The 17,167-nt window shown below is 72.3% G+C and carries 20 protein-coding genes and 3 tRNA genes; 5 read left to right on the plus strand and 18 right to left on the minus strand.

Features of this window, described 5'->3' with window-relative positions; genetic code table 11:
- Positions 1 to 8: 8 nt before the first annotated feature.
- Entirely contained in the window at positions 9 to 617 is a 609-nt protein-coding gene (locus ACIP4Y_RS16905; RefSeq protein ID WP_401393542.1) for a TetR/AcrR family transcriptional regulator, read from the minus strand.
- Between the two features lie 108 nt (positions 618 to 725).
- Between ACIP4Y_RS16905 and ACIP4Y_RS16910 the strand changes: the two genes are divergently transcribed.
- Complete coding sequence (locus tag ACIP4Y_RS16910; protein ID WP_401393544.1) at positions 726 to 1,358, plus strand: NAD(P)-dependent oxidoreductase; 633 nt, start codon at positions 726 to 728, stop codon at positions 1,356 to 1,358.
- Between the two features lie 36 nt (positions 1,359 to 1,394).
- Here the strand turns inward: ACIP4Y_RS16910 and ACIP4Y_RS16915 are convergent, their stop codons facing one another.
- The 8 genes from ACIP4Y_RS16915 to ACIP4Y_RS16950 all read right to left on the minus strand — a co-directional run bounded on the left by ACIP4Y_RS16915 (position 1,395) and on the right by ACIP4Y_RS16950 (position 6,365).
- Positions 1,395 to 2,486, minus strand: a complete 1,092-nt coding sequence (locus tag ACIP4Y_RS16915; protein ID WP_401393959.1) for a UDP-N-acetylmuramate dehydrogenase — start codon at positions 2,484 to 2,486, stop codon at positions 1,395 to 1,397.
- A gap of 162 nt (positions 2,487 to 2,648) precedes the next feature.
- Positions 2,649 to 4,109, minus strand: a complete 1,461-nt coding sequence (locus ACIP4Y_RS16920) for a DHA2 family efflux MFS transporter permease subunit (protein WP_401393546.1) — start codon at positions 4,107 to 4,109, stop codon at positions 2,649 to 2,651.
- A gap of 81 nt (positions 4,110 to 4,190) precedes the next feature.
- A complete protein-coding gene (locus ACIP4Y_RS16925; protein ID WP_401393548.1) occupies positions 4,191 to 4,760 on the minus strand; it encodes a TetR/AcrR family transcriptional regulator in 570 nt (189 codons plus the stop codon).
- Between the two features lie 110 nt (positions 4,761 to 4,870).
- Positions 4,871 to 5,299, minus strand: a complete 429-nt coding sequence (locus ACIP4Y_RS16930; protein ID WP_358647013.1) for a MaoC family dehydratase — start codon at positions 5,297 to 5,299, stop codon at positions 4,871 to 4,873.
- A gap of 7 nt (positions 5,300 to 5,306) precedes the next feature.
- Positions 5,307 to 5,759, minus strand: coding sequence for a MaoC family dehydratase N-terminal domain-containing protein (locus tag ACIP4Y_RS16935; RefSeq protein ID WP_401393550.1), 453 nt, complete (start codon positions 5,757 to 5,759; stop codon positions 5,307 to 5,309).
- A 159-nt stretch (positions 5,760 to 5,918) separates the two neighbouring features.
- Positions 5,919 to 6,083 (minus strand): 50S ribosomal protein L33, encoded by a 165-nt coding sequence (rpmG, locus tag ACIP4Y_RS16940; RefSeq protein ID WP_003948671.1) that lies wholly within the window; start codon positions 6,081 to 6,083, stop codon positions 5,919 to 5,921.
- Between the two features lie 90 nt (positions 6,084 to 6,173).
- A tRNA-Met gene (locus ACIP4Y_RS16945) sits at positions 6,174 to 6,246 on the minus strand.
- 46 nt (positions 6,247 to 6,292) lie between these two features.
- Positions 6,293 to 6,365, minus strand: a tRNA-Thr gene (locus ACIP4Y_RS16950).
- Positions 6,366 to 6,717: 352 nt separating this feature from the next.
- Between ACIP4Y_RS16950 and ACIP4Y_RS16955 the strand changes: the two genes are divergently transcribed.
- A complete protein-coding gene (locus tag ACIP4Y_RS16955) occupies positions 6,718 to 7,983 on the plus strand; it encodes an amidohydrolase family protein (RefSeq protein WP_401393553.1) in 1,266 nt (421 codons plus the stop codon).
- Between the two features lie 176 nt (positions 7,984 to 8,159).
- Entirely contained in the window at positions 8,160 to 8,816 is a 657-nt protein-coding gene (locus tag ACIP4Y_RS16960) for an SDR family oxidoreductase (RefSeq protein ID WP_401393556.1), read from the plus strand.
- Positions 8,817 to 8,965: 149 nt separating this feature from the next.
- Here the strand turns inward: ACIP4Y_RS16960 and ACIP4Y_RS16965 are convergent, their stop codons facing one another.
- The 4 genes from ACIP4Y_RS16965 to ACIP4Y_RS16980 form a co-directional block, all read right to left on the minus strand.
- Positions 8,966 to 9,178 (minus strand): hypothetical protein, encoded by a 213-nt coding sequence (locus ACIP4Y_RS16965; protein WP_358647021.1) that lies wholly within the window; start codon positions 9,176 to 9,178, stop codon positions 8,966 to 8,968.
- A 62-nt stretch (positions 9,179 to 9,240) separates the two neighbouring features.
- A complete protein-coding gene (locus ACIP4Y_RS16970) occupies positions 9,241 to 9,465 on the minus strand; it encodes a hypothetical protein (RefSeq protein ID WP_030345359.1) in 225 nt (74 codons plus the stop codon).
- A gap of 44 nt (positions 9,466 to 9,509) precedes the next feature.
- Positions 9,510 to 9,863, minus strand: a complete 354-nt coding sequence (locus ACIP4Y_RS16975) for a DUF6233 domain-containing protein (RefSeq protein ID WP_401393560.1) — start codon at positions 9,861 to 9,863, stop codon at positions 9,510 to 9,512.
- 108 nt (positions 9,864 to 9,971) lie between these two features.
- A tRNA-Tyr gene (locus ACIP4Y_RS16980) sits at positions 9,972 to 10,053 on the minus strand.
- A 214-nt stretch (positions 10,054 to 10,267) separates the two neighbouring features.
- Between ACIP4Y_RS16980 and ACIP4Y_RS16985 the strand changes: the two genes are divergently transcribed.
- Complete coding sequence (locus ACIP4Y_RS16985) at positions 10,268 to 10,756, plus strand: YajQ family cyclic di-GMP-binding protein (RefSeq protein ID WP_208033732.1); 489 nt, start codon at positions 10,268 to 10,270, stop codon at positions 10,754 to 10,756.
- 81 nt (positions 10,757 to 10,837) lie between these two features.
- Here ACIP4Y_RS16985 and ACIP4Y_RS16990 read toward each other — a convergent pair whose 3' ends face one another.
- Positions 10,838 to 11,104 carry a GlsB/YeaQ/YmgE family stress response membrane protein gene (locus ACIP4Y_RS16990; protein ID WP_401393564.1) on the minus strand — a complete coding sequence of 89 codons (267 nt, stop codon included), beginning with the start codon at positions 11,102 to 11,104 and terminating at the stop codon, positions 10,838 to 10,840.
- A 154-nt stretch (positions 11,105 to 11,258) separates the two neighbouring features.
- Between ACIP4Y_RS16990 and ACIP4Y_RS16995 the strand changes: the two genes are divergently transcribed.
- The gene (locus ACIP4Y_RS16995; protein WP_401393567.1) at positions 11,259 to 12,512 is read left to right on the plus strand and encodes an APC family permease; all 1,254 of its coding nucleotides are present in this window, start codon (positions 11,259 to 11,261) and stop codon (positions 12,510 to 12,512) included.
- 69 nt (positions 12,513 to 12,581) lie between these two features.
- Here ACIP4Y_RS16995 and ACIP4Y_RS17000 read toward each other — a convergent pair whose 3' ends face one another.
- The 4 genes from ACIP4Y_RS17000 to ACIP4Y_RS17015 all read right to left on the minus strand — a co-directional run bounded on the left by ACIP4Y_RS17000 (position 12,582) and on the right by ACIP4Y_RS17015 (position 17,163).
- Positions 12,582 to 12,974, minus strand: coding sequence for a YccF domain-containing protein (locus ACIP4Y_RS17000; RefSeq protein WP_401393570.1), 393 nt, complete (start codon positions 12,972 to 12,974; stop codon positions 12,582 to 12,584).
- Positions 12,971 to 13,831, minus strand: a complete 861-nt coding sequence (htpX, locus tag ACIP4Y_RS17005; RefSeq protein WP_358637941.1) for a zinc metalloprotease HtpX — start codon at positions 13,829 to 13,831, stop codon at positions 12,971 to 12,973. The genes ACIP4Y_RS17000 and htpX overlap by 4 nt, the downstream gene beginning before the upstream one ends.
- A 189-nt stretch (positions 13,832 to 14,020) precedes the next feature.
- Positions 14,021 to 15,538, minus strand: a complete 1,518-nt coding sequence (locus tag ACIP4Y_RS17010; RefSeq protein ID WP_401393573.1) for an NADH-quinone oxidoreductase subunit N — start codon at positions 15,536 to 15,538, stop codon at positions 14,021 to 14,023.
- Positions 15,535 to 17,163, minus strand: coding sequence for a NuoM family protein (locus tag ACIP4Y_RS17015; RefSeq protein WP_401393576.1), 1,629 nt, complete (start codon positions 17,161 to 17,163; stop codon positions 15,535 to 15,537). Before ACIP4Y_RS17015 ends, ACIP4Y_RS17010 begins: the two co-directional genes overlap by 4 nt.
- Between the last annotated feature and the right edge of the window lie 4 nt (positions 17,164 to 17,167).

Here is a 17,167-nt window from a genome sequence, read left to right on the forward strand (position 1 = left end):
CGCGGCCCTCAGGGTCGGTCCGCAACGGAGATTCCGCCCAGCAGGGTCCTGACGAGCCGGGTGGCGAACGCGTCCACGGGCGGGCGTTCGCCGGTCTCGGTGGCGTCGTAGGCGAAGGCGCGCTGTGCGCAGGCCCCCAGGAGGAGGGAGGCGGCGGCGTAGGTGTCGGCGTCGGCGCGGACCCGGCCGGCGGCCTGTTCGGCGCGGAGGTAGGCGTCCAGGCCCTGGATGGGCAGGTGCGGGCCGGAGCCGAGGGTGCGCAGGGCGTCGTCGTGGCGGCGTTTGAGCTGGGTCTCGGCGTACAGGGAGGCGGCGATCGGGAAGCTCTGCTCGTAGAAGAGCGCGGCCTGGCGGGCGATCTCGGTGAGGTTCTCCTCCAGCGTGCCCCGGCCGGGCCCGGCGGCGAGGCTGTCGAGCAGCGGCGTGAGCCGGGGCAGGCGTTCGGTGAGGACCCGCACGAACAGCTCTTCCTTGCTGTCGAAGTTCTTGTAGAGGGCCGCTTCGGAGCAGCCGGCCGCGCGGGCGATCTCCTTGGTGGTGGCGCGGGCGAGTCCGACGGTCAGCATCAGCTCGTGGGCGGCGTCGAGGATGCGGACCCGCGCGGGCTTCGTCTCCATGGGGCTCCGATCCGGCCTTGACGGGTGGGTAAGTGCTTACCCACTCTAGACGGGTACGGGGTGAGTAAGTACTCACCCACCACTGCGGCCAGAGAGTCGGTAGTCACCATGAAGCTCACTGTTTTCGGCGCCACCGGAGGGATCGGCCGGGAGCTCGTCCGCCAGGCCCTGGACGCCGGTCACGAGGTCACGGCGGTCGTCCGCGACCCGGCCGGGCTCGCTGTCACCGGTGACCGCTTGGAGGTCGTCCGCAGTGCCCTGACCGGCCCGGAAGAGCTGCGCGGCGCGGTCCGGGGCCGGGACGCCGTCCTGTCCGGCCTGGGCGCGCGCAGCCGCAAGGACGCGGGGGTGGCGACCCGGCTGACCCGGACGGTCCTGGGCGCCATGGAGGCGGAGGGCGTCCGCCGGCTGCTGGTGGTCAGCGCCGGCCCGGTCGGCCCGGCCCCGGTGGGCGACGGTCCCCTGGACCGCGGAGTGCGGGGCCTGGTGTCGGCGATCCTGAAGGACGTCTACGCCGACCTGCGCGCGATGGAGGCCGAGCTGGCCGGCAGCGCGACGGACTGGACGTCCGTACGGCCGCCGCGTCTGCAGGACAAGCCGCTCACCGGCCGCTACCGCACCGTCGTCGGCGGCTTCCCGCCCAAGGGCCGCTTCATCGCGCGCGCGGACGTGGCGCACGCGATGCTGTCGATGATCGATGCCGGGGAGACCCTGAAGCAGGGCGTGGGGGTCGCCTACTGAGCCGGCGGGCCGGCCCTTCCGCCGGCCCGGCCCGCGCTACGGCCGGAGGCTCACGCCCACCGTCACCGGCTCGTTGACCAGCGTGATCCCGAACGCCTCGCGGACACCGGCGACCACCTCGCGGGCCAGCGCCAGCAGGTCCTCCGTGGTGGCGCCGCCCCGGTTGGTGAGGGCGAGGGTGTGCTTGGTGGAGATGCGGGCAGGGCCGCTGCCGTACCCCTTGGTGAAGCCCGCCTTGTCGATCAGCCAGGCCGCGGAGGTCTTCGTACGGCCCTCCCCCGCCGGGTAGGCGGGCGGCTCGACGCCGTCGCCCAGCCGCTCGCGCACCCGCGCGTGGAACGCGGCGAACTGCTCGTCGGTGAGGATCGGGTTGGTGAAGAAGGATCCGGCCGACCAGGTGTCGTGGTCCTCGGCGTCCAGCACCATGCCCTTGCCGGCGCGCAGCTTCAGCACGGTCTCGCGCGCGTCGGCCAGCGGCACCCGGTCGCCGGGCTCCACACCCAGCGCGCGGGCCGCCTCGGCGTACCTGACCGGCGCGGACAGCCCGCCCGCGTCCTCCAGCTCGAAGCGGACGCGGAGCACGACATAGCGCTCGGGGTCGCCCTTGAAGCGGCTGTGCCGGTACGAGAAGGCGCACTCCTCGTTCGTCAGCGTGACGGTCTCGCCGGCCCGCCGGTCGTACGCGATCACCTCCGTGATCGTCGAGGAGACCTCCTGGCCGTAGGCGCCGACGTTCTGGATCGGCGTGGCGCCCGCGGATCCGGGGATGCCGGCCAGGCACTCGATCCCGGCGAGCCCGGCCTCCACGGTGCGGGCGACGGCGTCGGTCCACACCTCGCCGGCCGCCAGCTCCAGGATCCTGCCGCGCAGTTCGACCCCGCGCGTGGCGATGCGCAGGGCGGTGCCGTCGAAGCCCTTGTCGCCGATGACCAGGTTCGATCCCCCGCCGATGACCAGCAGCGGCGTACCGCTGTCGTCGGCCTCACGGACGGCGGAGATCACCTCGGCGTCGGTCGTGGCGGTCACCAGCCGGGTCGCGGGACCGCCCAGCCGGAAGGTGGTCAGCGGGGCAAGGGGGGCGTCGTGGAGTACCTGCACGCGCCCAAGACTACGAGACACCTCCGACAGCCCCGCGCCCGCACGAGCGTGGCCGCACACCCCGGGCGCGGGCACATGAGCCGCGCAGACGCGCAAAAAGCGCGCACGCGCGCGTGGACCGACGTAGGCACTGTCGGTCCACGCGCGCGTGCGCGGTGCTGCCGGCCGGCTGTCGTGTCAGCCGAGGCCGGGTCAGCGGGAGGCGGTTTCGAGGACTGGTGCGGGTGCCTCTCCGGCCGCCGTGGCGGGGTGTCCGGTGCCCCGGCGGGCGGGGATCACCAGGGCCGCGACCGCCGCGAGGGCGACCACCGCCGAGCCGGTGACCAGGGCCGGCCGCAGGCCGTCCACGAAGCTCTGTGCGGACTCGTAGCCGCCCTGCGCCGAGAAGATCGACGACATGACCGCGATGCCGAGCGCGCCGCCCACCTCGCGCAGCGCGTTGTTGGCGCCGGAGGCGATGCCCTGCTCCTGCGGGCCGACGCTGGACATGACCAGGTTGGCGGCCGGGGCGAAGTACAGGGCCATGCCGACCCCGCTGATGATCAGTGCGGGCAGCTGGACCGCGTAAGAGGCGTCCGCGGTGGCCACCCAGGCCATGTAGCCGAGACCGGCGGCCTGCAGGAACAGGCCCGCGGCGACGACCGGCCGGCCGCCGATCCGGTCGGAGAGGATCCCCGCGACGGGGGCGACGAGCATCGGCATGCCGGTCCACGGCAGCATCCGCAGCCCCGCCTCGGTGGGCGAGTAGCCGAGGACGCCCTGCATGTACTGGCTGAGCAGGAAGATCGAGCCGAACATGCCGACGAACATCAGCAGGCTGGCCGCGTTGATGCCGGAGAAGGCCCGGGAGCGGAACAGCCGCATCGGCAGCATCGGGGCGGCCGCGCGGGAGCTGTAGCCGACGAAGCCCACCAGCAGCGCTCCGCCCGCGCTCAGCGCGGTCAGCACCACGGGGTCGGTCCAGCCGTCGGCAGGGCCGCGGACCAAGCCGTACACGACGCCGAAGAGTCCGCCGCTGGCCAGCAGCGTGCCGGGTATGTCGAGCCGGGCGCCGGTGCCGTACGACTCGGCGAGACGCAGCCGGGCGAGCGGCAGCGCGGCCAGGCCGAGCGGGACGTTCAGCCAGAAGATCCAGTGCCAGGAGACGTGCTCGGTGAGGCTGCCGCCGATGAGCGGCCCGGAGGCGACGGCGAGCCCGTTGACGGCGCCCCAGATGCCGTACACCGTGCCACGCCTGGCGGCGGGTACGGCCGCGGTCAGCAGGGTCAGGGTGAGCGGCATCATCACAGCCGCGCCGACGCCCTGGACGGCTCGGGCGGCGATCAGGGAGCCGATGCCGGGCGCCACGGCCGCGGCGGCGGAGGCGCCGGTGAACACGGCGAGTCCGGCGATGAAGAGCCGGCGGCGGCCGAAGCGGTCGCCGAGCGCGGCGCCGAACATCAGCAGGACGGCGAAGGTGAGCGTGTAGGCGCTCACGGTCCACTCAAGGTCGTCCAGCGCGCCGCCGAGGTCCTCGCGGATGGAGGGCAGGGCGGTGGTGACGACGAGGTTGTCCAAGGCCGCCATGAACCCGGCGACGCTGGTGATGACGAGGGCCCACACCGCCCGCGCGCGGGATGTGGTGGTACCGGTTGTTGCTGTCTCCTGTGACATCGCTCCCCCAGTGGTGATGGTTAGTTAGTTATCGATGACTAACTTTCGTGGCCATGAAAAGGCGTCGCCCTTCCCTGCCGCTCACGCTTCCAGGCGCCCCTTGAGCCGGGCCGACGGGTACAGCCCCTCCCACACCCGGTGCTCAGGCGGAAAACCCATGGCCACCAGGCAGTTGATGAGCATCCCGTACGCCATGAAGACGGTGGTGTCGTTGACGTCCGCGCCGAGCGGCAGATGCACGGTGTCCCACAACCGCATCCAGCCGGCCCGGACCTTCTCGCCGAACTCGCGGTCACCCTCCTCCTCGGCCGCCGCCACGGCGACGTACATCTGCATCTGCATCAGCAGCCGCTCGGGCTGCTCCGCGATGACCTTGGTGTACGCGTTCGCCATGGCGTGCAGGGCCTCTTCGCCCCGCAGCCCCTTCGAGGCCTCCTCGAAGGTCCGGATGGTGTCCTCCACGCAGCGTTCGGCCACCGCGAGGAAGATCGCCTTCTTGCCCGGGAAGAGCCGGAACAGGTACGGCTGCGAGACACCGACCCGCTTGGCGATCGCCTCCGTGGAGGTGCCGTGGTACCCGCCGCGCGCGAACTCGGCGGTCGCGGCACGAATGACGCTCTCGCGCCGCTCCTCTGCGCTCATCCTGGGCATGCGGCTAAGTTAGTGCTCAATCACTAACTTGGTCAAGAGTGCCGGTCGGCGTGGTACGCGTAAGGGGCGCCCCGCCAGGGAGGACGCCCCTTACTGTCGCATCACGGCCGTCAGGCGAGTCGTACGACCGCCCGGGACATGCCCAGCACCTTCTGGCCGCCGCTCATGGCCGTCAGGTCCACCCGCACGGTGTTGTCGTCCAGCTTGGCCGCGACCTTGCCGCTGACCTCGATCAGGGCGCCCTGGTCGTCGTTCGGGACCACGACGGGCTTGGTGAAGCGGACGCCGTACTCCACGACCGCACCCGGGTCCCCGGTCCAGTCGGTGACCACGCGGATCGCCTCGGCCATGGTGAACATGCCGTGCGCGATGACGTCCGGCAGGCCCACCTCCTTGGCGAACTTCTCGTTCCAGTGGATGGGGTTGAAGTCCCCGGAGGCGCCCGCGTAGCGCACCAGCGTGGCACGGGTCACGGGGAAGGTCTGGGCCGGCAGCTCGGTGCCGACCTCGACGTCGTCGTACGCGATCTTCGCCGTCATCGGGTCCTCACGCCTCCTCGGCCGCGCGGGCCACGAGCTTGGTCCAGGCGGTCACGACGTGCTCGCCGGCCTCGTCGTGCACCTCACCTCGGATGTCCAGGATGTCGTTGCCCGCGAGGGACTTGATGCCCTCGATCGTGGAGGTGACCGTGAGCCGGTCGCCGGCGCGCACCGGGCGGGCGTAGGCGAACTTCTGGTCGCCGTGCACCACGCGGCTGTAGTCCAGCCCGAGCTGCGGGTCCTGGACCACCTGTCCGGCGGCCCGGAAGGTGATGGAGAACACGAAGGTCGGCGGGGCGATCACATCGGGGTGGCCGAACGCCTTGGCGGCCTCGGGGTCCGTGTACACCGGGTTGGTCTCGCCCACCGCCTCGGCGAACTCGCGGATCTTTTCCCGGCCCACCTCGTAGGGCGCGGTGGGCGGGTAGGTCCGTCCCACGAAGGACTGGTCGAGCGCCATGGCCCGGCACCTCCTGATCTCTGCTCTGATGGCCCCAAATTAGCGGGAAACCGGTCACGGTATGCGCACGGGCCCGGAGGGACGCCGTGGACGCCGGACCGCGGAAAACGCCGTGAGGCCGCCCCCTCGGAAGGGGACGGCCTCACGGACGAGCCTGTTTTATCGCGTTTCGCGGTGCGCAGTGTGCGCGTTGCAACGCGGGCAGTGCTTCTTCATCTCAAGACGATCCGGGTTGTTACGCCGGTTCTTCTTGGTGATGTAGTTCCGCTCCTTGCACTCCACGCAGGCCAGCGTGATCTTCGGGCGGACGTCGGTGGCAGCCACGTGAGTGCTCCTAAGACGAACGGATGGACTAATTCAACGCAAGAAAGAGTAGCCGATCGAAGGACCGACCCCGCAATCGGCTACTGTCAGTAGCGGTGACCGGACTTGAACCGGTGACACAGCGATTATGAGCCGCTTGCTCTACCGACTGAGCTACACCGCTTTGATGAGATCAGCTCCCGTCTCGCGACGGGAACCTCTCACACCAGAGCCCCAAAACGGAATCGAACCGTTGACCTTCTCCTTACCATGGAGACGCTCTGCCGACTGAGCTATTGGGGCGAGCGATGAAGACATTACACGGTCTGCCGCCGTTCACCCAAATCCGTATCCCGCCGCCCACCGCACCCCTCGTCCCAGGCCTCCCGGCGGCCCACGGAGCCCCCTGCGGCGCCGCCCGCCGTCGGCTGCACGCGCGCGTACGCGTGCGCGCCGCCGGGCACGGTGTCCGTCACACGCGCGGGCGACGTACGCCCCGCCCGGGCCGGACCACGCCGGTACGACTATTGCGCTCCTGCGCGCTGTGCGCGGCTCGCCACCCTAGGCTCGACTCACTCTGCGTGATCATGGGCCGGCCACGGGCCGGATCCCTCACGCCAGCCCGCCCGAGCCCCCGGCCCCACCCTGGAGCGCGATGCCCGACAGCCAGCCGCAGCCGCACCCGCCGTCGAACTCGTCAGGGTCCTCGGGATCGTCCGACCCGGCCGCCCTCCTGCTCTGCGGGGCGCGGCTCACCGACGGCCGGACCGTGGACGTACGGCTGGGCGGGGGGCGCATCGAAGCCGTCGGTACGACCGGCAGCCTCGCCCCGGGCCCGGCCCGCAAGGGCGTCACGCGCGTGGACCTGAGCGGCTACCTGCTGCTGCCGGCCCCGGCTGAACCGCACGCCCACGGCGACACCGCGCTGTCCGCGGAGCGCCCCGGCCCGGCGTCGTACGCCCCCGAGGACGTGCAGCGCCGGGCGACGGAGGCGGCCCTGCTGCAGCTCGGGCACGGGGCGACGGCGCTCCGCGCGCACGTGCGCGTAGGGGACGTCCAGGGCCTGGGCGCGCTGGGCGCGGTACTCCAGGCGCGGCGGTCGCTGCGGGGGCTGGCGGAGCTGACGACCGTGGCGATGCCCCGGCTGCTGACCGGGGTGGCCGGCGCCGACGGGCTGGTGATGCTGCGGGACGCGGTCAAGATGGGCGCCTCCGTGGTGGGCGGCTGCCCCGACCTGGATCCGGATCCGACCGGCTACGTGGAGGCGGTCCTGGAGGTGGCCTCCGAGCACGGCTGCCCGGTGGACCTGCACACGGACGCCGCCGATCCGGCCCGGCTGTCCCGGCTCGCGGCCATGGCGGGGGGCCTGCGCCCGGGCGTGACGATCGGACCGTGCGCCGGTCTCGCGCGCCTGCCCGCCGACGCCGCCGCCCGCGTCGCCGACCAGCTCGCGGCGGCAGGCGTGACGGTGGTGTGCCTGCCCCAGGGCGGCTGCGGCGGCGCCGACCGGCGGGGCGCGGCACCGGTACGGCTGCTGCGCGCGGCCGGGGTGCGGGTGGCGGCCGGCAGCGGCGCCCTGCGCGACGTCTCGAACCCCGTGGGCCGCGGCGACCCCCTGGAGGCCGCGTACCTGCTCGCCTCCGCCCACGGGCTGCGCCCGGAGGACGCCTACGACGCCGTGTGCGCCTCGGCACGCGCGGTGCTGGGGCTGCCGGAGGTCCGCGTGGAGGCGGGCTTCCCGGCCGAGCTGCTGGCCGTACGCGGCGACCATCTGGCCGGCGCGCTCTCCCTGGCCTACAGCCGGATCGTGGTGCACCGGGGGCGGGTGGTGGCCCGTACGAGCGCGGTACGCGAGTACTGCAACTCGGCGGCGGCAGCGGAGCTCGGGCTGCCGCGGCAGGGGCGGGGGGAGCTGTCGTGAGCGCTTGGCGGGGCGCGCGGCTGGAGTGTGCGTGGGCGCGTTCGCTGGACGCGGGCGAGAGCCGGGGGCGTAACGGGCAGGCGCGTCTACAGGGGCGCGGACCTGGCACGCCAGGCCCCGGCCCCGCCGGTTAACTCGTGCGGCGGATGCGGCCCTTCGGGCGTACGGTCGGAATCATGCGCATTGTCATCGCTGGTGGTCATGGTCAGATCGCGCTGCGGCTGGAGCGTCTGCTCTCCGCGCGCGGGGACGAGGTGGCGGGCATCATCCGCAACCCCGAACAGGGCGACGATCTTCGGGCGGCGGGTGCCGAACCGGTCCTGCTCGATCTGGAGTCCGCCTCGGTGGAGGAGGTCGCGGCGCATCTGCAGGGCGCGGACGCGGCGGTCTTCGCGGCCGGCGCGGGTCCGGGCAGCGGCGCGGCCCGCAAGGACACGGTGGACCGGGGCGCGGCGGTGCTGTTCGCGGACGCCGCCGTACGCGCGCGCGTGCGCCGTTTCCTGGTGGTGTCCTCGATGGGCGCGGATCCCGCGCACCAGGGGGACGACGTGTTCGACGTGTACCAGCGCGCCAAGGGCGAGGCCGACGCGTACGTCACCCGGCAGGACGCCCTGGACTGGACGATCCTGCGCCCGGGCTCGCTGACGGACGACGCGGGTACCGGTCTGGTCCGGCTGGAGGCGCACACCGGGCGCGGCGCGGTCCCGCGGGACGACGTGGCGGCCGTCCTCGCGGAGCTGGTGGACACGCCGGCGACGGCCGGTCTCACGCTGGAGCTGATCAGCGGTTCGACGCCGGTGTCGGTCGCGGTGAAGTCGGTGGCCGGGAACTGAGCCCGGGCACCGGTCGTCGACCCGTCGAACGCCAGCCGCACGCCTGCCCGGACCGACCCGCTGACGAGCCGTCGGACGGCCCGCGCCGCGCCCGGTCCGCCGCGCTGCCGGCCCGTCAGGAGTCAGCCGCTCCGCCGGCCCGTCAGGAGTCAGAAGAGCGGCAGCTGCCCGGGAAAGTCCGGCACGGCGTAGCCGTCCAACGACGGCTGCACCGCTCCGAGTTGCGCCGGCTGCCGCGACCCGGCGCAGGAGACGAGTTCGCCGCTCTCCCGGGCGCCGGGCGGGTCGTGCCGTGCGAAGCGGCCCGCGACGACGGCGATCTCGCGGCGGCACACGGGACAGGTTCTGCGTCGGGAGGACATGCCGTCAGTGTGCCCGGGGCGGGCGGTGTGTGCGCCTGCGCCCGGGCGGGAGCGGTGGCCGGTCAGGTCCGGGTCTCCGCCTCCCACCGGTCGGGGCCCACTCCGCGCCAGTCGATCAGCGGCGAGTCGGCGACCTCCTCGGGTTCGATCTCCAGCCCCGCCCGGCGGAGGAACTCCACCAGGTCCCGCACGTTGTGCGCGAGGCCGAGGATCTCGCCGTCCACCCGCACCCGGCGACCGCCGGTCGGGGACGGCAGGTGCACGACGATGGGACGTTTCCCGGCCATGGCTCCAGCATCTTCCGGACCGGCCGGGCCCGCACCCGGGCCGGTCATTCGAGAATCCCCAGCGCGGTGTCCGGCCGGCACAGCGGGCACGCGGGGACACCTCCGTCGGTGAGGGCCCGTACCGCCTGCTCCCGGCCGACGCCCTTCGTCCGGCCGTCGGCGCCCGTGCAGCCGCCGACGTGGACGTAGACCGCGCTCCGGCCGTTCAGGCCACGCTCGATCGCCCATTCCGGAGCAGCCTGCCGGGCGGCGAGACGGCGCTGCCGCTCGGCCTCCCGGCGTTCCTCGTCGGCGATCCACCGGTCCATCAACGCAAGCTGCCGGGCAGCCTGGTGTTCGACGACGCGGCGGGCGAACCGCAGCATGTCGAGACGCGTCAGCGGACGGTCCTCGTTCACACGTTCGATTCTAGTGACCTCGCGGAGAAGCGCGAGCACCCGCACCCGGCCTGCAACGACGAAGGCCCCGTGATCTGCTCTCGCAGATCACGGGGCCTCGCTCCCGTGTGGCGGCGCCAGGATTCGAACCTGGGAAGGCTGAGCCGGCAGATTTACAGTCTGCTCCCTTTGGCCGCTCGGGCACACCGCCGGGTAATGCTGCCGTTTCGAACCCGCTTTCGGCGGTGTTCCCCGGCAACGACGTAAACAATACCCGATGCACAGGGGTGCTTCGCCACCCCATTGATCTCCACCCGCGGGGCACGGGATGGCTAGGCTGGTGCGGATGCGGCCCGGTGCTCCACCGGGCCCGGCGGTCGCCGCCGCGCACCAGATACGCACCCCGATACAAGGAGCCACAGGACATGGCCGACTCCAGTTTCGACATCGTCTCGAAGGTCGAGCGGCAGGAGGTCGACAACGCCCTCAACCAGGCCGCCAAGGAGATCTCGCAGCGCTACGACTTCAAGGGCGTGGGGGCCTCGATCTCGTGGTCCGGTGAAAAGATCCTCATGGAGGCGAACTCCGAGGACCGGGTGAAGGCCATCCTCGACGTCTTCCAGTCGAAGCTCATCAAGCGCGGCATCTCGCTGAAGGCGCTGGAGGCGGGCGAGCCGCAGCTCTCCGGCAAGGAGTACAAGATCTTCGCGTCGATCCAGGAGGGCATCTCCCAGGAGAACGCGAAGAAGGTGGCGAAGATCATCCGCGACGAGGGCCCCAAGGGCGTGAAGGCCCAGGTCCAGGGTGACGAACTGCGCGTCAGCTCCAAGAGCCGCGACGACCTGCAGACCGTCATCGCCCTCCTCAAGGGCAAGGACTTCGACTTCGCGCTGCAGTTCGTGAACTACCGGTAAGACCGGGCAAGACGGGGAGAAAACGAGGGTGGGCACCCGGCGGTGCCCACCCTTTCCGTCTGCCGCGGCTTACGCGCGCGCTCAGTCGCGTGAGTTGCCGAACAGGATCCGGTAGACGACCAGCAGCACCAGGGAGCCGCCGACGGCCGCGGCCCAGGTGGCACCGTCGTAGAAGTGCTTGCTGATCGGGTGGTCCAGCCAGCGGGCCGAGATCCAGCCCCCGATGAAGGCGCCTGCGATGCCGATGAGGGTGGTCCCGATGAAGCCGCCGGGGTCGCGTCCCGGCAGCAGGACCTTGGCGATGGCCCCGGCCAGCAGTCCCAGAATGATCCAACTGATGATGCCCATGCCGTGAACCTGCCCTTCCGCGCTGTGTCCGCACTGTAGGGCCCCTGGGATTTGGGTGGGACCCGCTGTCCGTCGCGCGCGTTCTCGTGCCGTGTCGGTTAAGAGGACGTCACAGGTCCGCCCGCCGGTTGCCGGGATCACTAGGGTGCGGCGCATGACACGGACCGATGCCGCTCTGCGCCGCACTCTGGGCGTGCGGGACGCCGTGGTCGTCGGCCTGGGCTCGATGGTCGGCGCCGGCGTCTTCTCCGCTCCGGGACCGGCCGCGCGCGCGGCCGGGTCCGGGCTGCTGCCCGGGCTCGCGCTCGCCGCCCTGGTGGCCTACTGCAACGCCATGTCCTCGGCCCGGCTCGCCGCCCGCTATCCGGCCTCCGGCGGGACGTACGTGTACGGCAGAGAGCGGCTCGGCGCCTTCTGGGGCTATCTCGCCGGCTGGGCCTTCGTTGTCGGCAAGACGGCCTCCTGCGCGGCCATGGCGCTCACCGTGGGCGCGTACGTGTGGCCGGGGCAGGCGCATGCGGTGGCGGTCGCGGCCGTGGTGGCCCTGACCGCCGTGAACTACGGCGGGATCCACAAGTCGGCCTGGCTGACGCGGGCGATCGTGGCCGTCGTCCTGGCCGTTCTCGCGGCCGTGGTCGTGGTGTGCCTGACCTCCGGACGAGCCGACGCCGGGCGGCTGGACATCGGCCTGTCCGCGGGGGCCGGCGGGGTGCTCCAGGCGGCCGGGCTGCTGTTCTTCGCGTTCGCCGGGTACGCGCGGATCGCCACCCTCGGCGAGGAGGTGCGCGATCCGGCGCGCACGATCCCGCGGGCGGTCCCGCTGGCCCTGGGGATCGTTCTGGTGGTGTACGCGTGCGTGGCCGTCGCGGTGCTCGCGGTCCTCGGCGCTGACCGGCTCGGGCATGCGGCGGCGCCGCTGGCCGACGCCGTGCGGGCGGCCGGGACGCCGGGGCTCGCGCCCGTGGTGCGGGCCGGGGCCGCGGTGGCCGCCCTGGGCTCGCTGCTCGCGCTGATCCTCGGGGTGTCCCGGACGACGCTCGCCATGGCCCGGGACGGGCACCTGCCGGGCGCCCTCGCGGCCGTGCACCCACGGTTCCGGGTGCCGCACCGGGCGGAGCTGGCCGTGGGCGCGGTGGTCGCCGTGCTGGCCGCGACGGGCGACGTGCGCGGCGCGATCGGCTTCTCGTCCTTCGGCGTGCTCGCCTACTACGCCGTCGCCAACGCCTCGGCCTGGACGCTCGATCCGGCCCCGCGCGCCCGCGTGGTGCCCGCGGTGGGCCTGCTGGGCTGCGCCACACTGGCGTTCGCGTTGCCCGCGGCCGCGGTGGCCGTCGGCGCGGGCGTGCTCGCGGCGGGCGTGGCGGCCTACGGGGTACGACGGTGGTGGGTGGGCCGGCGCGGGGCGTGACGCCGGACCGACGGACCCGGCACGCGCGCGTGCACACGCACGTGCGGCGGCTCGACTACGGCGTCCCGGTCAGCGGGTCGCGAACGGCTGGTCGGTGCGGACGATTTCGCGGCCCAGCGGCAGCAGGGCGACCGGGATCAGCTTGAAGTTGGCGATACCGAACGGGATGCCGATGACCGTGATGCACAGGGCGATGCCCGTGGCGATGTGGGTGAGCGCCAGCCACCAGCCGGCCAGGAGCAGCCACAGGATGTTGCCCACGCAGGACGGCGCGCCCGCGTCGCGCCGCTCGACCGTGGTGTACCCGAACGGCCAGAGGGCGTAGATGCCGATGCGGAAGGCGGCGATGCCGAAGGGGATGCCGATGACGGTGATGCACAGCAGGACGCCGGCGGCCAGGTAGCCCAGGAACAGCCAGAAGCCGCTCAGGACGAGCCAGATGACGTTCAGAATGGTCTTCACAGGCGTCCTGCCATCCTCTCCAGGCGGGCGATGCGCTCCACCATCGGCGGGTGGGTGGAGAACATCTTGGACAGTCCCTGCCCCGCGCGGAAGGGGTTGGCGATCATCATGTGGCTCGCCGTCTCGAGCCGGGGCTCGGGCGGCAGCGGCAGCTGCTGGGTGCCCGTCTCCAGCTTGCGCAGGGCACTGGCCAGGGCGAGCGGGTCACCGGTGAGCTGGGCGCCGGAGGCGTCCGCCTCGTACTCCCTGGAGCGGCTGATGGCCAGCTGGATCAGGCTGGCGGCGAGCGGGCCGAGGATCATGATCAGCAGCATGCCGAACAGGCCGGGGCCGTCGTCGTCGTCCGAGCGGCCGACCGGGATCAGCCAGGCGAAGTTCACCAGGAACATGATCACCGAGGCGAGTGCGCCGGCGACCGAGGAGATGAGGATGTCCCGGTTGTAGACGTGGCTCAGTTCGTGGCCGATCACACCGCGCAGCTCCCGCTCGTCCAGCAGGCGCAGGATGCCCTCCGTGCAGCACACGGCCGCGTTGCGCGGGTTGCGGCCGGTGGCGAAGGCGTTGGGGGCCTCCGTCGGTGAGATGTACAGCCGGGGCATGGGCTGGCGGGCCTGCGTGGACAGCTCCCGCACCATCCGGTACAGCGCCGGGGCCTCGAACTCGCTGACCGGGCGGGCGCGCATCGCGCGGAGCGCCAGCTTGTCGCTGTTCCAGTACGCGTACGCGTTGGTGCCCAGGGCGACCAGGACCGCGACGACCAGTCCGGTGCGGCCGAAGAAGCTGCCGATGACGATGATGAGTGCGGACAGTCCCCCGAGGAGTACGGCGGTCCTGAGCCCGTTGTGCCGGCGGTGCACGGTGCGCCCTCCAAGTCGTGCATCTGGGGAACACTCTGATCCAGTGGACCCTCCCGCTGATGACAACGCCGGGCGGCGGCCACGAGTTCCCCGACGGGTACGGCCGCGCGCGTGGGCTGCCCGGGTGACGTGCGGGTTCGGCCACGCGCGTGTGCCGGCACGGGTGCCCCACGCGCGCGTGACGACTCCTCAGAAGAGTCCGCCGGCCGCGAAGCGGAGGACCAGCTGGGGTGCCCCGGACAGGGCGACGCCGAGGACACCGGTCAGGGCGAGCGCGGCCGTGAGGGGGGCCGGGACGCGGTGCCGGGCGGGCTCGCCCTCGGGGGCGCGGAACAGCAGGGCCGTCCACTGCAGGTAGTAGAAGAGGGCGATCACGACGTTGACGGCCATGACGACGGCGAGCCAGCCGAGGCCGGCGTCGACGGCCGCCGAGAACACGGTGACCTTGGCGAACAGGCCGATGACGCCCGGCGGCAGCCCGGCCAGGCACAGCAGGAAGAAGGCCAGCAGCAGCGCGCTGAGCGGGTTGGTGGCGTACAGGCCCCGGTAGTCGCTGATCCGGTTCAGGGCGCGGCCGCGGCCCACCAGGGCGGCCACCGCGAAGGCGCCGAGGTTCACGGCGGCGTACATCAGGGCGTACGCGACCGTGGAGCCGATCGCCTTCTGGGCGTCCTTGGTGTATCCGGCGGCGGCGATCGGCACCAGCAGGTAGCCGGCCTGGCCGACGGAGGACCAGGCGAGCAGCCGTACGGCGCTGTACGCGCGGGTGGCCTGCTGGCGCAGGGCGGCGACGTTGCCGACGGTCATGGTGAGGGCGGCCAGGGCGGCGAGCGCGGGGCCCCACACGTCGGCGTAGGAGGGGAACGCGACGACGGTGACGAGGATCAGGCCGGAGAAGCCGACCGCCTTGCCGACGACGGACAGGTAGGCGGCGACGGGCAGGGGCGCGCCCACGTAGGTGTCGGGCACCCAGAAGTGGAAGGGCACGGCTGCCGTCTTGAAGGCGAAGCCGACCAGGGTGAGGACGACGCCGGTCTGGGCGAGGGTGTGCAGCTGCCCGTCGACGTGCGGCAGGCGCTGGGCGACCTGGGTGAGGTAGAGGGTGCCGGTGGAGGCGTAGACGAAGCTGATGCCCATGAGGCTGACCGCGGTGGCGGTGACCGAGGACAGGAAGAACTTCAGGGCGGCCTCGGAGGACCGCTTGTCGCCGTGCCGGATGCCGACGAGAGCGAAGGCGGGCAGGGAGGCGACCTCCAGGGCGACGATCAGGGTGGCGAGGTCACGGGAGGCGGGCAGCAGGGCGGCCCCGGCGGCGGAGGACAGCAGCAGGAACCAGAACTCGCCGGCCGGGACGCGGCGCCGGTCGTCGTCCAGGTGGGTGACGGAGAGCAGGGCCGCGAGCAGGGCGCCGCCGAGGACCAGGAACTGGATGACGAGGGTGAAGTGGTCGGCGGTGTAGCTGCACGCGCGCGCGTGGCCGTCGGTGCAGAAGGTGCTGCGGTCACCGTCCAGGAGGGGCAGCAGCAGCGCGGTCGCCGCGGCCAGTCCGGCCACCGAGACCCAGCCGAGCACGGCCTTGCGGGGCTCCTGCACGAACAGGTCGGCGACGAGGACGGCGAGCGCCACGACGGCCGCGAGGGTGGGCGGGGCGATCGCGAGCCAGTCGACGGACTGGACCAGCGACTCGGCAAGCGGCTGGGCGCTCATCGGGTGCCTCCTGCGAGGAGCTGCTGCACGGCCGGGTCGGTCAGGCCGAGCAGGGCCCTCGGCCACAGTCCGGCCAGGACGGTGAGGGTGACGAGCGGGGCCCAGGCGGCGAACTCGTACCCGTGCACGTCGGCGAGTTTCGGTACCTCCTGCTCCGCGCCGCCCATGCAGACGCGGCGGACCACGATCAGCATGTACGCGGCGGTCAGCAGGGTGCCGAACGCGCCGATCGCCATGAAGGTGAGGAAGGCGGGCCGGCTGAGGTCGGCGCCGGGCCGGAACGCGCCGAAGAGCGCGAGCATCTCGCCCCAGAACCCGGCGAGTCCGGGCAGGCCGAGGGAGGCGACGGCGCCGAAGGCGAGCAGCCCGCCGAGGCGCGGGGCCCTGCCGTACAGCGCGGCGCCGGTCTGGGATCGGTTTGGCGCGGCGGAGCCGCTCGTTGAGGGGTGGTGGTCGGGCGACGGGAGGGCGAGGGTGTCGAGGTCGGTGCTGCCGGTGCGGTCCTTCAGCGCGCCGACCAGGAAGAACAGCAGGCCGGTGATGAGGCCGTGGGCGATGTTGGCGAACAGGGCGCCGTTGACGCCGGTCGGGGTCATGGTGGCGATGCCGAGCAGCACGAAGCCCATGTGGCCGACGGAGGAGTAGGCGATCAGGCGTTTGAGGTCGCCCTTCGCGCCCTGCCTGGCGAGGGCCAGGCAGGCCAGGGACCCGTAGATGATCCCGACGACGGCGAACGCGGCGAGGTACGGCGCGAAGGTGTGGAAGCCGTGCGGCGCGATCGGCAGCAGGATCCGGACGAAGCCGTACGTTCCCATCTTCAGCAGGACACCGGCCAGCAGGACCGAGCCGACGGTCGGGGCGGCGGTGTGGGCGTCGGGCAGCCAGCTGTGCAGCGGCCACATCGGCGTCTTCACCGCGAGCCCGATCCCGATCGCCAGAACGGCGATGACCTGCACGGATGTGGTCAGCGACCGGCCGTTGTCAGTGGCGAGTGCCACCATGTCGAATGTGCCCGCCTTGATTCCGGTCAGGAGCAGGCCGAGCAGCATGACCACGGAGCCGAGCAGCGTGAACAGGATGAACTTCCACGCGGCCCGGGTCCGGCCCTCGCCGCCCCAGCGGGCGATGAGGAAGTACATCGGGATGAGCACCATCTCGAACGCGAGGAAGAACAGCAGCAGGTCGAGGACGGCGAAGGTCGCGAGGGTGCCGGACTCCAGCAGGAGCAGCAGGGCGACGAACGCCTTCGGGGACGGGCCCGACGGCGGCTTGGCGTAGGAGTAGAGCGCGCAGAGGAAGGTCAGCAGCGCGGTCAGGACCAGAAGGGGGAGGGAGATGCCGTCGGTGCCGAGGTGGATCCGCACGTCGAGTGCGGGGATCCAGCTGATGTCGGTCGTGGCCTGCATCTTCGACGGATGGTCGTGGTCGAAGCCGAGCGCGAGGACGATCGCGGCGATGAGGACGGCGCCGGTGACGGTCACACCGTGCCGGAGCACGGCCTGCCCGGGTGACTTCCCCTTCAGTCCGGGCGGGGCGGGCAGGAGAGCGGCGGCGGCACCGAGGAGCGGGCCGACGACGACGAATGCCAGAAGGAACTGCATCACGGACTCGTTGATATCGATCACGCCT

Source organism: Streptomyces sp. NPDC088810 (genome assembly GCF_044750305.1).
GTDB lineage: Bacteria > Actinomycetota > Actinomycetes > Streptomycetales > Streptomycetaceae > Streptomyces.